At 71.1% G+C, this 15121-nt stretch carries 9 protein-coding genes and 2 pseudogenes; 5 read left to right on the top strand and 6 right to left on the bottom strand.

The features are described from left to right. Nucleotides 1-344: 344 nt before the first annotated feature. The 3 genes from NKJ47_RS20570 to NKJ47_RS20580 form a co-directional block, all read right to left on the bottom strand. Nucleotides 345-2093 carry an ExeM/NucH family extracellular endonuclease gene (locus NKJ47_RS20570; protein WP_254459551.1) on the bottom strand — a complete coding sequence of 583 codons (1749 nt, stop codon included), beginning with the start codon at nt 2091-2093 and terminating at the stop codon, nt 345-347. Between the two features lie 94 nt (nt 2094-2187). Then, the gene (locus NKJ47_RS20575; RefSeq protein WP_254459552.1) at nt 2188-2706 is read right to left on the bottom strand and encodes a c-type cytochrome; all 519 of its coding nucleotides are present in this window, start codon (nt 2704-2706) and stop codon (nt 2188-2190) included. 156 nt (nt 2707-2862) lie between these two features. Then, a complete protein-coding gene (locus NKJ47_RS20580) occupies nt 2863-3471 on the bottom strand; it encodes a TetR/AcrR family transcriptional regulator (protein WP_254459553.1) in 609 nt (202 codons plus the stop codon). A gap of 131 nt (nt 3472-3602) precedes the next feature. On the opposite strand from NKJ47_RS20580, the gene NKJ47_RS20585 reads away from it, so the two are divergent. The 5 genes and pseudogenes from NKJ47_RS20585 to NKJ47_RS20600 all read left to right on the top strand — a co-directional run bounded on the left by NKJ47_RS20585 (nt 3603) and on the right by NKJ47_RS20600 (nt 10392). Beyond that, nucleotides 3603-4766: an isovaleryl-CoA dehydrogenase gene (locus tag NKJ47_RS20585; RefSeq protein WP_254459554.1), complete on the top strand. Its 1164-nt coding sequence runs from the start codon at nt 3603-3605 to the stop codon at nt 4764-4766. 113 nt (nt 4767-4879) lie between these two features. After that, nucleotides 4880-6490, top strand: coding sequence for a carboxyl transferase domain-containing protein (locus tag NKJ47_RS20590; protein ID WP_254459555.1), 1611 nt, complete (start codon nt 4880-4882; stop codon nt 6488-6490). 1075 nt (nt 6491-7565) lie between these two features. After that, nucleotides 7566-9081 (top strand): annotated as a pseudogene (locus NKJ47_RS20595) (acetyl-CoA carboxylase biotin carboxylase subunit); the annotation flags it as partial. 227 nt (nt 9082-9308) lie between these two features. Then, nucleotides 9309-9575, top strand: a pseudogene (locus tag NKJ47_RS20845) (acetyl-CoA carboxylase biotin carboxyl carrier protein subunit); the annotation flags it as partial. A gap of 79 nt (nt 9576-9654) precedes the next feature. Further along, a complete protein-coding gene (locus NKJ47_RS20600) occupies nt 9655-10392 on the top strand; it encodes a DUF6065 family protein (protein WP_254459557.1) in 738 nt (245 codons plus the stop codon). Nucleotides 10393-10522: 130 nt separating this feature from the next. On the opposite strand, the gene NKJ47_RS20605 is transcribed toward NKJ47_RS20600, so the two are convergent. The 3 genes from NKJ47_RS20605 to NKJ47_RS20615 form a co-directional block, all read right to left on the bottom strand. Next, nucleotides 10523-10897, bottom strand: a complete 375-nt coding sequence (locus NKJ47_RS20605) for a hypothetical protein (RefSeq protein WP_254459558.1) — start codon at nt 10895-10897, stop codon at nt 10523-10525. A gap of 65 nt (nt 10898-10962) precedes the next feature. Continuing rightward, nucleotides 10963-11511, bottom strand: a complete 549-nt coding sequence (locus NKJ47_RS20610) for an excalibur calcium-binding domain-containing protein (protein ID WP_254459559.1) — start codon at nt 11509-11511, stop codon at nt 10963-10965. 534 nt (nt 11512-12045) lie between these two features. Then, entirely contained in the window at nt 12046-14742 is a 2697-nt protein-coding gene (locus NKJ47_RS20615) for a bifunctional acetate--CoA ligase family protein/GNAT family N-acetyltransferase (protein ID WP_254459560.1), read from the bottom strand. Nucleotides 14743-15121: the final 379 nt, after the last annotated feature.

Below are 15121 nucleotides of genomic sequence, written 5' to 3' on the forward strand. Positions count from 1 at the left end.
ACCAAAGCAATAACAACCGCAACCGCAACCGCAACCGCAACCGCAACAGTCGATGCTGTCGTTCTATCGGGCAAAAGCTCGGCATCTACCGGCTTCGGTCGGCACCAAGGCAACACGCGCGGCAACGCCACAAGGGACATAAGCAGTCCTCAAGAGCCGTTGGTGACATGCAAGGCGGGACGCGCAGCACGTGCCGTCTGAAACACAGCACTATTACGCATGACGGCAGTCGTGCGCTTCGCGCATGACATCAGTTACGGCGGTACGCCCCGTACATCGAGGCTGGGAAAGGAAAGCGACAACCAGCTTTCCCGATTCCCCATTCCCATTTCCCCATTCCCGGCCTACAGATCAAACCCCAGCAGCAACGGATCGTGGTCCGAACTGCGCCACGGACCAGGCAGATCGCGCTCGCGGTAGCCGTCGCTGTCGGGCAGGTCGGCGTTGACGTGCCATTCGGCGGCGCCGCGCAACCGCGAAGCCAGCGCCGGGCTCAGCAAGGCGTGGTCCAGCCGGCCGCTAAGGCCGCGATAGACGAAGCTGTAGGGTTGCGCGACATGCGCCTCGCGCAGCGCGTCGCGCCAGCCGGCATCGCCCAGCAGGCGCAGCGGATCTTCCATCGCGTAGGCGTTGAAGTCGCCCAGCAACACGCTGGCCGCGCTGCCGGTGCCGGTGGGGTCGCTGCGCAACCACGCGTCCACGCGGCGCGCCGACTCGGTGCGGGTCGCGTTCCAGCAGCCCTGGCCGTCGCCACGGTCGGCGTCGGCGCCGCTGGCTTCGCCACAGCCCTTGGACTTGAAGTGATTGGCCACCACCACGAACGGCACACCGTTGCCGCGGCGGAACGCCTGCGCCAACGGCACCCGGCTGTGCTCGGCGAACGGCCCGCCTTCCAGCACCGCCGGCTTGCCCACCGGGCTGACCCGCGAGGCACGGTAGATCAGCCCGACCCGGATCGGGTTGTCGCCGGGGCCACGCCCGGCATCGACGAAGCGCCAGTCGCCGCCACCGGCGTTGAGCGCATCGACCAGACTGGCGATCGCCGAGGTCGGCCCGTAGCCGTCGTTCTCCAGCTCCATCAACGCGGCGACATCGGCCTGCAGCGGGCGGATCGTCGCCACCAGCTTGCGCAGCTGCGCCTGGAACTCGGCGGGCGTGCGCGCACCGCGCAAGGTCGGGAAACCGCCGCCGCGGCCGTCGCCGTTGAAGAAATTCTCCAGATTGAACGCGGCGATGCGCACGCTGCCGTCGACCTGCGGCGGCGCCGGCTCCGGCGGCGGGGTCAGCTGCAACGCAGCGGTCGGGTACAGCCGCGCGGTGCCATCGATCACCCCACCGACGATGCCCTCCACGTCCTGCACCGTGCTGCCCGCGCGCGGCGGCGCAGTGGCACTGCCCAGATAATCCGGGAGTTTTGCAGTTGCCGTTGCCGTTGCCGAAGTCGGAGTCGGAGTCGATGCACCGAGCGTGCCCAGCCGCAGCCCGCGCCGCGCGTTGTCGGCCACGACCGCCGCCAACTCGGCGCTGCCGGGCGCGGCCACTTCGCTGGGCTGCCACAGGCGCCCGCCAAAGGCCACGCCCAGTTCGCCGGTCTTGCCCAGCGCGTCGTTGTCGACCACGGTCAGCGGCGCGGCGATGCGCACGCGTATGCCGGCCAGCGCCGACCAGTCGGCCGGTGCGGCGTCGAGCACCTGCAACGGCAAGGGCTGCGCGCGCGCCAGCAGCGTATGCCCCTGCTCCAGCACGCTGCGCCCGACGAACGCGGTGCCGGCCTTGGCCGGCGCCGCGGCCTGCGGCGCCAGCTCGCCCCACACCCGCACGCGGTCGCCCGGCGTCAGGCTGCGCTCGGCATCGCCGCGCACCAGCAGCGCGTCGGCGGTGAGCGGATCGTCGTCGCCGGCGTCCTGCACCAGGTAGCCGCTGCCGCCGGCCTCCACCCGCGCGGTGACCACGCCCTCGAACACCACACCCTGCGCCTGCGGACCCGGGCGCAACTGCCCGATCGGCAGCAGCGTCGGCGGCGTCAGCGCCTGCGCGGCGGGGGCTGCGACCAGCAGCAACAACGACAACAACGATGGCGGCGGCATGCGCATGCGATCACTCTCCTTGTTTTGCGCCGGCACGCGACGGGCGCGGAAACGACTGCGCCGCCCGAAGGCGGCGCAATGGCGTGCGGGAGGCGCAAGGTTACTTCAGGTTGGCCAGCATCCAGTCCACGGTGGCGTGGATCTGCTCCTCGGTCAGGCCGGGATTGCCGCCCTTGGGCGGCATGATGCCGCCGTCGGGGCCGGTATAGCCCTCGATGGCGTGCTTGTAGAGCGTCTCCTTGCCCTGCGCGATGCGCGCATCCCAATGCGCGTGGTCCAGCGTCGGCGCCTTGCCCACGCCGGTGGTGTGGCAGGCGGTGCACAGGTTGTTGAAGATGGTCTTGCCGTCGGTGGTGCCGCCGTAGGCCGCCTGCGCCGAGGCCTTGGCCAGTGCCGCCGCCTGCGCGGCGGCCTGCGCCGCGGCGCCGGTGCTGCCGGCGTAGACCGCGCCCACCGGCGCGATGCGCTCCTCGGTGCGCTTTTGCGCGATCGGCGAGACCTCCGGCGGGATGGCCCGCTGCAGGTAGTGCGCGAACACGATCAGGCCGAGGGTGATCAGCACCAGCAGGCCGATCACCATCGAGAAGCGCTTGAGAAATTCGAGGTCGTAATTCCGCACATCACACCCCTTTGGCACGTGGTAATCCGGACCACCGCTACGCGGCCGAGTATAGCCAGCGTTTGCGCCGCGCGGCACGCCGGAACCGCACGGAATCGCAGGCGATGCGTGCTGCATCGCAGCAGTTCGACACATGCGCTACGGCGGTCGACACGCTCAGGCACTGCCCACCGCGCGCAGGCAGAACCCGCACACCGCCTCGACCAGGCGCTCGCTGTCGCGTGGGCCGTCGCGGCTGGGCGCGGTGGGGCCGACCAGGGCCTCGGTGTAGGCGCCGACCAGGCACGCGGCCGCCGCATCCAGGTCCTGCGCGGGGAACTCGCCCGCGGCCACGCCGTCGGCGAGGATGCCCTTGAACACGTCGCCGAGCAGGCGCCGGCAGCGGATGCGCTCGGCGTCGACCTCCGGCTCCACCGGCTCGGCGATGAAGGCGTAGGCCAGCCCGGGGCCGGCCAGGGCGCGGCGCACGAACGAGGCGATGGCCTCGCGCAGGCGCTGCGCCGCCGGCGCCGGCGCGGCGGCGATGCCGCGCAGGATGGTCAGCTCGTGCTCCACCGCCGCGGTCAGCACCTCCACGAACAGCTCGGCCTTGGACGGGAAATGCCGGTAGATCAGCCCGGTGGAAACGCCGGCCTCGGCCGCCACCGCGGTCACCGGGGCGCCACGGAAGCCGTCGGCGGCGATCAGCCGACGCGCCGCCAGCAGGATCCGCTGGCGGTTGCCGGCGAGGCGTTCTTCCATCAGGGCGGAGCGTTTGTAGGCCATGGCTGATTCTATGTTCAATTAATGAATTTCTGTTCACTTCTTTGCCGTTCCCGGCTACGCTGGGCGCTCTTGCCCGGCGCGGGTCCGATTCTAGGCGCCGCCGGCCATCCGCCATCCCCGGAGTTGCCGCCATGCTGATGCCGTCGTTGAATTTCGAGTTGGGCGAGGAGGTCGACCTGCTGCGCGACAGCGTCGCCGCCTTCGCCGCGCGCGAGATCGCGCCGCTGGCCGAGCAGGCCGACCGCGACAACGCCTTTCCCGCGCCGCTGTGGCGCAAGCTCGGCGAGCAGGGCCTGCTCGGCCTCACCGTCGAAGAGGAGTACGGCGGCAGCGCGATGGGCTACCTGGCGCACGTGGTGGCGATGGAGGAGATCTCGCGCGCCTGCGGCGCGATCGGCCTGTCGTACGGCGCGCACTCGAACCTGTGCGTGAACCAGCTGCGCAAGAACGCCAGCCCGGCGCAGAAGGCGCGCTACCTGCCCAGGCTGTGCAGCGGCGAGCACGTCGGCGCGCTGGCGATGAGCGAACCCGGCGCCGGTTCGGACGTGGTGTCGATGAAGCTGCGCGCCGAGGCGCGCGGCGACCGCTACGTGCTCAACGGCAATAAGATGTGGATCACCAACGGCCCCGACGCCGACGTGCTGGTGGTCTATGCCAAGACCGACCCGAGCGGCGGCGCGCGCGGCATCACCGCGTTCGTGGTCGAGAAGGGCATGCCCGGCTTCAGCACCGCGCAGAAGCTGGACAAGCTCGGCATGCGCGGCTCCAACACCTGCGAACTGGTGTTCCAGGACTGCGAGGTGCCGGCGGAGAACGTGCTGGGCGAGATCGGCGGCGGCGTGCGCGTGCTGATGTCCGGCCTGGACTACGAGCGTGTGGTGCTGTCCGGCGGGCCGCTGGGGTTGATGGCCGCGGCGCTGGACGTGGTGCTGCCGTATGTGCACGAACGCCGCCAGTTCGGCGAACCGATCGGCAGCTTCCAGCTGATGCAGGGCAAGCTGGCGGACATGTACGTGGGCCTGAATGCCTGCCGCGCCTACGTGTACGCGGTGGCGCGCGCCTGCGACGCCGGCCGCACCACCCGCCAGGACGCCGCCGGCGCGATCCTCTACGCCGCCGAGAAGGCGACCTGGCTGACCGGCCAGGCGATCCAGGTGCTGGGCGGCAACGGCTACATCAACGACTACCCGACCGGGCGCCTGTGGCGCGACGCCAAGCTCTACGAGATCGGCGCGGGCACCTCGGAGATCCGCCGCATGTTGATCGGCCGCGAGCTGTTCGAGCGGACCAAGTGATGCGCGGCGAAAGAGGTATCGGCCGACAGGCCGTTCCGGCGCCATCGCGTCGGGGCTGAAGCCCCTCCCACAGTCGCCGTCCACCTTTCCCTCCTTCCCCCCACGGCCCAGCCATGAGCGCGATCCAGACCCAGTTGCAATCCGGCAGCGACGCCTTCGCCGCCAATGCCGCCGCGCTGCGCGCGGTGGTCGACGACCTGCACGCCACCCAGGCGCGCATCGCCCTGGGCGGCAGCGACGCCGCCCGCGCCAAGCACCAGGCGCGCGGCAAGCTGCTGGTGCGCGAACGCATCGACGCCCTGCTCGACCCGGGCAGCGCGTTCCTGGAGATCGCGCCGCTGGCCGCGCTGGGCCTGTACGACGACGAGGTGCCGTGCGCCGGCGTGGTCGCCGGCATCGGCCGCGTGTCCGGGGTGGAATGCGTGATCGTCGCCAACGACGCCACGGTCAAGGGCGGCACCTATTACCCGATCACGGTGAAGAAGCACCTGCGCGCGCAGGAGATCGCCCAGCAGAACCGCCTGCCGTGCCTCTACCTGGTCGATTCCGGCGGCGCGTTCCTGCCGCTGCAGGACGAGGTATTCCCCGACCGCGACCACTTCGGCCGGATCTTCTACAACCAGGCCAACCTGTCGGCGCAGGGCATCGCCCAGATCGCCTGCGTGATGGGCTCGTGCACCGCCGGCGGCGCCTACGTGCCGGCGATGAGCGACGAGACGGTGATCGTGCGCGAGCAGGGCACCATCTTCCTCGGCGGCCCGCCGCTGGTGAAGGCCGCCACCGGCGAGGACGTCAGCGCCGAGGAGCTGGGCGGCGCCGACGTGCACACGCGCATCTCCGGCGTGGCCGACCACTTCGCCGACAACGACCTGCAGGCGCTGGCGCGGGTGCGCGCGATCGTCGCCCAGCTCAACTGGCGCAAGCCGGCCCCGGCGCTGGCGCTGCGCGCGCCGGAGCCGCCGCTGTATCCGGCCGAGGAGCTGTACGGGGTGATCCCGGCCGACCCGCGCAAGCCGTTCGACGTACGCGAGGTGATCGCGCGGGTGGTGGACGGCTCGCGCCTGGACGAATTCAAGGCGCGCTACGGCAGCACGCTGGTCACCGGCTTCGCGCACATTCATGGCTATCCGGTCGGCATCGTCGCCAACAACGGCATCCTGTTCTCCGAGTCGGCGCTGAAGGGCGCGCACTTCATCGAGCTGTGCGCGCAGCGCGGCATTCCGCTGGTGTTCCTGCAGAACATCACCGGCTTCATGGTCGGCCGCAAGTACGAGCACGGCGGCATCGCCAAGGACGGCGCCAAGCTGGTGATGGCGGTGGCCTGCGCCAAGGTGCCCAAGTTGACGGTGGTGATCGGCGGTTCGTTCGGCGCCGGCAACTACGGCATGTGCGGGCGGGCGTATTCGCCGAACTTCCTGTGGATGTGGCCGAACGCGCGCATCGGGGTGATGGGCGGCGAGCAGGCGGCGAGCGTGCTGGCGACGGTGCGCCGCGACGGCATCGCGGCCAAGGGCGGGCAGTGGTCGGACGCCGAGGAGGCGGCGTTCAAGGCGCCGATCCGCGATCAGTTCGAGCGCCAGGGGCATCCGTACTACGCCAGTGCGCGGTTGTGGGACGACGGGGTGATCGATCCGGCGCAGACGCGGCGGGTGTTGGGGCTGGGCCTGTCGGCGGCGTTGAACGCGCCGGCGGAGCCGAGCCGGTTCGGGGTGTTCCGGATGTGAGCGGGCGTATAGGCTCGCGGTGGCAGGCGCGCGTGTGCCGGGATCGGCGGTGGCCACGCAGGTGGTCGCAAGCGATGTGTGGGGCAGCGTGCCCGGCAGTGGCCCATTTGATCGGCTCTGCGGCGGCGGCCGACGCGACGGCCTTCGCTTTTGCTCCCGCTTTTGCTCCCGCTTTTGCTCCCGCTTTTGCTCCCGCGGTTGCTCCCGCGGTTGCTCTTGCTTTGCCTTTGACTTACCGGGTCCCCTCGGCGCGGCAGCCGCGGCGGGGAAAAACCCGAAGGGCGGCGCACATGGATGTGCGCCGTTCGCGGCAGGGGCAGGATGCCCCTTCCGCGAATCCCCGTCGTGGCTGCGCACCCGGAGCGCGTAGCGCGGAGGGCGCGCTGCGGGGTGTGCTTTCTTTTGGTTACTTTTCTTTGCACAAGCAAAGAAAAGTAACTCGCCGCAAGGCGAAAGCTTTGCTCTTGCACTTGCTCTTGCACTTGCTGCTGCTGCTGCTGCTGCTGCGGCGGCGGCGGCCGCTGGATCATAGGACCGGCTTCAGCCGCGACTGGCATTACCGATCATGTGGGTCGCGGCTAAAGCCGCTCCTACAGACCTTCTCGCCCGACACGCAAACATCGAGCAACAGCAAGAGCTTTCGCCCTTGCGGGCGAGTTACTTTTCTTTGCTCGCGCAAAGAAAAGGTAACCAAAAGAAGCGCTTTACCACAGCCGAAGGCTGGTCAAGCGCGCCCTGCCTCGCGCCCTCCGCGCTGCGCGCTCCGGGTCCGCGTCCAGCCCGGGGATCCGCGGAAGGGGCATCCTGCCCCTGCCGCGGACGGCGCACATCCCTGTGCGCCGCCCCTTCGGGGTTTTTCCCCGAGCTGGCCGCCGCTTCGTAAGGGAACCCAGTAAATCAAAAGCAAACGCAACAGCAAAAGCAGAGCTACAGCAACGCCAACGCCAACGCCAACGCCAACAACTACAGATGCAGACGCAACGGCCACAGCTACGGCTCAACCAACGCGCGCGTCTCACGCAACGCTTCGCTCAGCACCCGCAGCACCCCTGACCTAATTTCCAGGCACCCGACCATGGCCACCCCCGACCTGCCGACCTTCGACAAGATCCTCATCGCCAATCGCGGCGAGATCGCCTGCCGGGTGATCGCCACCTGCCGCCGGCTCGGCATCGCCACCGTGGCCGTGTACTCCGATGCGGACCGCGACGCCCGCCACGTGCGCCTGGCCGACGAAGCCGTGCACATCGGCGCCGCCCCGGCGCGCGAAAGCTACCTGCGCGGCGAACGCATCCTCGACGCCGCACAACGCAGCGGCGCACAGGCCATCCATCCCGGCTACGGCTTCCTGTCCGAGAACGCCGAATTCGCCGAAGCCTGCGCCGCCCACGGGCTGGTGTTCATCGGGCCGCCGCCAGCGGCGATCCGTGCCATGGGCGACAAGAGCGCGGCCAAGGCGCTGATGCAGGCGGCCGGGGTACCGCTGACGCCCGGCTACCATGGCGAGCGCCAGGACCCGGACTTCCTGCGCGAACAGGCCGCGGCCATCGGCTACCCGGTGCTGATCAAGGCCAGCGCCGGCGGCGGTGGCAAGGGCATGCGCCGGGTCGATCGCGACGAAGAGTTCGCCGCCGCGCTCGCCGCCTGCCAGCGCGAGGCGCAGGCCGCGTTCGGCAATGCGCACGTGCTGGTGGAGAAGTACGTGCTGCGGCCGCGGCACATCGAGATCCAGGTGTTCGGCGACATGCATGGCGAACTGGTCTACCTGTTCGAGCGCGACTGCTCGGTGCAACGCCGCCACCAGAAGGTGCTGGAGGAAGCGCCCGCGCCGGGCATGGCCCCGGCGCGGCGTGCGGCGATGGGCCAGGCCGCGGTGGAGGCCGCGCGCGCGGTCGGCTATGTCGGCGCCGGCACCGTGGAGTTCATCGTCGCGCCCGATGGCGCGTTCTACTTCATGGAAATGAACACCCGCCTGCAGGTGGAACACCCGGTCACCGAGTGCATCACCGGCACCGACCTGGTCGAGTGGCAGTTGCGCGTGGCCGCCGGGCAGCCGCTGCCGCAGCGCCAGCACGAACTGGCGATCCGCGGCCACGCAGTGGAAGCACGGCTGTACGCCGAAGACCCGGCGCGTGGCTTCCTGCCCTCGATCGGCACGCTGCAACACCTGCGCCTGCCCGCCGCCGATGCGCATACCCGCGTCGATGCCGGCGTCGAGCAGGGCGACGTGATCGGCCCGCACTACGATCCGATGATCGCCAAGCTGATCGTCTGGGACGTGACCCGCGAGCGCGCGCTGCGGCGCATGCAGGCGGCGCTGGCGGCGTGCCAGGTGGTCGGGGTGTCGACCAATGCCGCGTTCCTGCAGCGCCTGGTCGGCACCACCGCGTTCGCGCAGGCGGACCTGGACACCGCGCTGATCGAGCGCGAGCACGCCGCCCTGTTCGACACCCCCGCTCCCACCACCGATGCGCTGTGGAGCCTGGCCGCGCTGGCCTGGCAACTGCACGAACGCGACGCGCCCGCGCAGCCGACCGATCCGCACTCGCCGTGGGACCTGCGCGACGGCTGGCGGCTGGGCGCGCCGGCGCCGCGTACGCTGACCTTGCGGCACGGCGACACGCAACGCACGCTGCACCTGGCCGCGCACGCGGGCGGCTGGCGGATCCACGCCGCGCAGGCGCAGGACGCGCTCGAGGCGAGCGGCCAGTGGCACGACGGGCGCCTGTGCGCGTTTCTCGGCACGCAGCGGGTGCAGGCCGATGCGGTGTTCGCCGGCGCGCAGCTGCACCTATTCGTCGACGGCCAGGGCTATCTGTTCGAACGCCACGACCCGGTCGCCGAGGCCGACCAGCCGGCGGTGGAGAGCGGCGGCCTGACCGCGCCGATGCCCGGGCGCATCGTCGCCCTGCTGGTCGCACCCGGCACCCAGGTGAGTCGCGGCACGCCGCTGCTGGTGCTGGAGGCGATGAAGATGGAGCACACCCTGCAGGCGCCGGCCGACGGCACCGTGCACGGCTTCCGCGTGCGCGAGGGCGAGCTGGTCGGCGACGGCGTGGCGCTGCTGGATTTCGAAGCGGTCTGAGCCCCGCGTGCCGTGCCGCGGTCGCCAAGGCCGCGGCGAGGCGTCACACTCGGCACTGGTCCATCGTCCTGCCTGCGCCATGAAACTCACTGCCCACGTTCTCGACGGCCATACGCTCGACGTACGCCCGGCACCGCGCGAGCGGCCGTGGATGGACCGCACCGCCGAGCGCTACGCCTACCGCTGCCTGCCGCTGGACATCGCCAATGCGCACGGCTGGGAGCTGCTGTGCCAGACCGCGTTCGAGGCCGAATGGAACGGCGGCAACGCGCTCGACGACCTGCGCGTGCAGCCGGCGCCGGGGACGCACGCGCCGGCGGTCAGCCATTTCGGCTACGGCGTGCTCACCTTCCACGTGCCCTGCCTGTTCCGTACCGAGGCGGGCGTGGACCTGTACGTCACCGCGCCGGTGAACCGGCCCAAGGACGGCATCGCCGGGCTCACCGGGCTGATCGAGACCGATTGGAGCCCGTACACCTTCACCATGAACTGGCAGTTCACCCGGCCCGGCCGGGTGCGGTTCGAGGCCGGCGAGCCGTTCTGCCACTTCTTCCCGGTGCAGCGACGGGTGCTGGCCGAGACCGAGCCGCGCTGGCAACCGCTGTCGCAGACGCCGGAACTGGAGCGCGAACACCACGCGTGGATGCGCAGCCGCGGGCAATTCCTGCACGACCTGGACCAGCCCGACTCCGACGCCAGCCGCGAAGGCTGGCAGCGCAGCTACTTCCGCGGGCCGGCGCCGGGGCAGTGCCCGGCCGGCGTGGAACATCGGGTCAAGTTGCGGCTGGCGCCGTTCACCCGCGACGAAGACGGCTGAACGCGCGTCGACGCATTGCCGAGGTGGGGCATCGACCTTGCCAGTGACCGGCTGACGTGGCGCATGCGGCTGCGCGCCAAGACAGACATCGACACCGGCCCGCCACGCCGCATCGGTGTTCGGTGGAGCGTCAACGGGCATGCGGCCATTTGGCCGGCCGGCCTGCCCGGATGTCATCGAGGTACTCGGACTGCGCGACGCCTTCATTCACCCAGCGGCCGGTATCGGCGGCCAGCGCTGCATGGGCATAGGCAAGCGCGCCTTGCGGATCGGCGAATGTGGCTACCGGCGCTTCAGGCCCGTCTGCTTCCTGATACGGGACGTGGTACAAATCCAGAGCGTGCTCGCTGCCGATATCCCCGACATCGTGCCCCCATCGCTGTATCGCTCCTGCGCACGAGGTGACGATGCATGCCTTGCCCCGGCCACCGCGGCCAAGGAACCGCTCCACCGACTTTCCACGACGCAACGCCGCGGGAATATCGATCGCTGCAAGAGACCGCACGATGGACTGACGCCTGGGCTGAGCCGCATTGGCAAGGAGGGCGGATTGCGTGAGCGAAACACGCCCTAATGACACCACTGCCGTTCGCACGGCACGCCGTCGTGGTTGCCGTCCATCTGTACACCTGGGCAGTGCTGCAGGAAGTACACCGCTTCGGCGCAGGAGGTCATCTGCGCGCAATGCGTGCGGCCATCGCACTGGAACGCGGGTGCCGTCGCGGGCGTGGCCCGTGCAGTGGGCGTTGGCGAAGTGGTCGATGGTGGCGCTGTACGAGTGACCTGCGGTGCCGCCAGGAAGCGCAGCGCCGCGTAGGCGGCGATCGCGAGCGCCAGCACCAGCACGCCGAGCCAGAGGCCGCGCCATGCGCGCGGTGCGGCCACCGCACGCGCCGGCGCTGCCGCTGCGCGGCCAGGCCGCATCACCCGCACCGCGCGCAGCCGTCCCTGCGTGTCGTGCTCCAGGTCGAAGGAGATCAGCTCGCCGACCCGCGGGGGCACGCCGTCGGCGGGAAACGCCGCGCGCTGCACCTCGGCTTCGGTCTCGCGATGCGCCAGGCGCACCAGGCCGCAGCCGCGCTCCTGGTTCCACTGAATCAAGGTTCCGTGCGTGCGCATGGCGTCACCGCAAGAAAGTGCATCGCCGCGGTGGATGCCGCCGTGCCTGGCGCGTCCACCGTCCCCACCGCGCCTGCCCGCTCCCGGCAAGCGCAGCCCCGGCAGGCAGCATGCCACGGCCGGGGCGTCCGTGCCGGCCGGGGACCCCGGCCGCATGCGAGGTCGGCGCACCGCGATGGCCTGCCGCCCGTTCGCCGCCGCGGCCCCGCGGGCGCAACTGTCTACCACCGGCTGCGCGGCGCTCGCTAGAGTTCGACGCGTCGAGCAACGCCGACGCCCGCGACTGCGCGGGGCCGGCGATCGACGCGCAACCCGGCATCGCGGCCGCCGCACGGCGCCGCCCCGCAGCATTCGTCCCCCGATGCTGCCTGCCGGGTCCGCGCCTTTCCCCCCACGCTCGGCGCGCACGCTCGTCCATTGCGGTTGCCTCCATGCGGGGCAGGCGAACGAACTGGCCATGCCGGGCGATCCGCAAGGCGTCGACGGACGGATCTAAAGACGCTGCGCGAGAACGTCGACAGCGCGGCGCCCCCTTCAGTGTTGCGTCACCGGCAGCACCACATCCATCAGCGTGGCGTCGTCCGGATCCGGGGTGGCCTTGAAACCGAGTTGCTGGCACATCGCCAGCATGGTGCGGTTCTCGCGCAGCACCTGGCCTTCGACCACCTTGAGGCCCAGCCAGCCGGCGTACTCGATCATGATCCGCATCAGCTGCCAGCCGATGCCGTGGCCCTTGAGGTCGGAGCGGATCAGGATGCCGTACTCGCCGCGGTCGTAGTCGGCATCGGCATGCAGGCGCACCGCGCCGAGCATGTCGCCGCTGCGCGGTTCGATCGCCACCAGCGCGATCGAGCGCGCGTAGTCGAGCTGGGTCAGGCGCGCGATGAACTCGTGGCTGAAATGCTTGACCGCCTGGAAGAAGCGCAGCCGCAGGTCCTCGTCGGTGACGCGGGCGAAGAAGCTGCGGAACAGCGCGTCGTCCTCCGGCCGCACCGGACGCACCAGCGCGGCGCTGCCGTCGTTGAGCACGATGCGCCGCTCCCACTCCTTGGGATACGGGAAGATCGCGAAGCGCGGATGGCCGCGGCCCTTGTGCAGGCGCCGCGACGGCGCCACCGCCACCCGCGCGTCGACCGCGATCACCCCGTCGCGGTCGGCCAGCAACGGATTGATGTCCAGTTCGCGGATCTCCGGCAAATCGGCGGCCAGTTGCGCCAGCTTGACCAGCACCATCGCCACCGCGCGCTCGTCGGCGGCCGGCACGTCGCGGTAGGCCTTGAGGATGCGGCTGACGCGGGTGCGGCCGATCAGTTCGTGGGCCAGGCGCAGGTCCAGCGGCGGCAGCGCCAGCGCCTTGTCGTCGATCACCTCCACCGCGGTGCCGCCGCGGCCGAACACGATCACCGGACCGAAGGTCGGATCGTCGGCGATGCCGGCGATCAGCTCGCGCGCCTTGGGCCGCAGCAGCGAGGGCTGCACCAGCACGCCGTCGATGCGCGCCTGCGGACGCGCGGCGCGCGCGCGGGCGAGGATGCCCTCGGCCGCATCGCGCACCGCCTCCACGCTGACCAGGTTGAGGCGCACGCCGTCCACGTCGGACTTGTGCGGGATGTCGGCCGAGTGGATCTTCACCGCCACCGCCGAGCCCTGCGCCAGCATCGGCGCGGCCACCTGCGCCGCGGCCTCGGCATCGGCGGCGTGCGCCACCGGCGCGGTGGGAATGCCGTAGGCGGCCAGCAACCGCGTGGCCGCCAGCGGATCCAGCCAGGTCTGCCCGGCGGCCAGCGCGGCGTCGACGATGCCGCGCGCGGCGGCGGCGTCGAAGGCGAAATCGTCGGGCAGGCTCGGCGGGGTTTCCATCAGCGCCGCCTGCGCCTCGCGGTAGCGCACCAGGTGCATGAAGCCGCGCACCGCGTCGGCCTCGGTGGCGTAGGTCGGAATGCGCGCGGCGTTGAGCGTGGCGATGGCGCTCTCGTCGTTGCCCAGCCACACCGCGAACACCGGCTTGTCGCGGTGGTGGCGCGGGCGCTGGCCGAGGATGCGGGTCAACGCCTGCGCCGCATCGGCGGAGGAGGTGAACGCGGTGGGCACATTGACCACCAGCACCGCGTCGTTCTCCGGATCGTCCAGCAGCGCGCCGGCGGCGGCGGCGTAGCGCTCGCCATCGGCGTCCACCACGATGTCCACCGGATTGCGGTGCGACCACTCCTGCGGCAGCGCCGCGTCCAGCCGCTGCTGGATGGGCGCCGACAGCGCGGCCAGGGTGCCGCCGAGGTCGGCCAGCGTATCCACCGCCAGGCGGCCGACGCCGCCGCCGTTGCTGAGAATGGCCAGGCGCCGACCCGGGAAGGTGCTGAGCCGGCCCAGCGTCTCCGCCGCGGCGAACAGTTCGTCCAGCGCGCGCACCCGCAGCAGGCCGGCGCGGGCGAACGCGGCACCGTAGACCGCGTCGGAGCTGGCCAGCGCCTGCACGTGGGTGTCGGCGTTGGGATCGATGCGCAGCTGCCGGCCCGACTTCACCACCACCACCGGTTTGGCGCGCGCGGCGGCGCGGGCGGCGGACATGAACTTGCGCGCGTCGCGGATGTGCTCGACGTAGAGCAGGATCGCGCGGGTGCGGTAGTCGGTGGCGAAGTAGTCGAGCAGGTCGGCGAAGTCCACGTCCAGCGCATCGCCGAGCGAGACCACGGCGGAGAACCCGACCGCGCGCGCCACGCCCCACTCCACCAGCGCCGCGGCGATGGCGCTGGATTCGGAGATCAGCGCCAGGTCGCCCGGCTGCGGGCAGTGCGCGGCGATGCTGGCGTTGAGCCGCGCATGCGGGGCGATCACGCCCAGGCAGTGCGGGCCGAGGATGCGCAGGCCCTTGGCGCGCGCGGCGCTTTCCACCCGCGCCGCGGCCGACCCCGGCCCGCTGCCGAGCCCGGCGGTGAGGATGATCGCCGCGGCCACGCCGCGCCGCGCGGCGATCGACACGATGCGCGGCAACATCCGCGCCGGCGCGGTAATCACCACCAGGTCCGGCACCCACGGCAGGTCGGTGAGGCGGCGCACGGTGGGGACGCCGTCGATCTCGCGGTAGCGCGGGCTGACCCAGCCGATCTGCCCGGGAAACCCCGCCGCACGCAGGCTGCGCACCACCGCGCGCCCGGCCGAGCGCTCGCGCGGGCTGCCACCGACGATGGCGACCGAGGCGGGGCGGAACACGGACTGCAGGTGATAGGTGCTCATGGCGACGGCAAGGACCAGTGAATGCGCTAACGGTACACGGCTGGCCGCGGCGCGGGGATGATCCGGGTCGAGGGATGCGCTGGTGCAGGACGTGCCGCGCGTTCGGCGACGGGCTGCACTGTCGCGAGTCCGGCATCCGCGCGTCGGGGCTGAAGCCCCTCCCACAAGGGCTTGATCGGCCGCTTGGTGCTCGCAGCTCGCCCGCGTTGCTGGAATCCGGAACGACGCGGGCCACGGCAGGCTTGCCCTTGTGGGAGCGACTTCAGTCGCGACGCAACCAAGCCAGGCCAGGCCAGGCAACAGGGCGCACACGGCACTCTACCCCGGGCGATTCCCCCTCCTCCACAGGATGCCCGCAGGACCGCCCCACCCACCCCGA

Origin of the sequence: Xanthomonas sacchari (assembly GCF_024266585.1) — a bacterium.
GTDB classification, from domain to species: domain Bacteria; phylum Pseudomonadota; class Gammaproteobacteria; order Xanthomonadales; family Xanthomonadaceae; genus Xanthomonas_A; species Xanthomonas_A sacchari_C.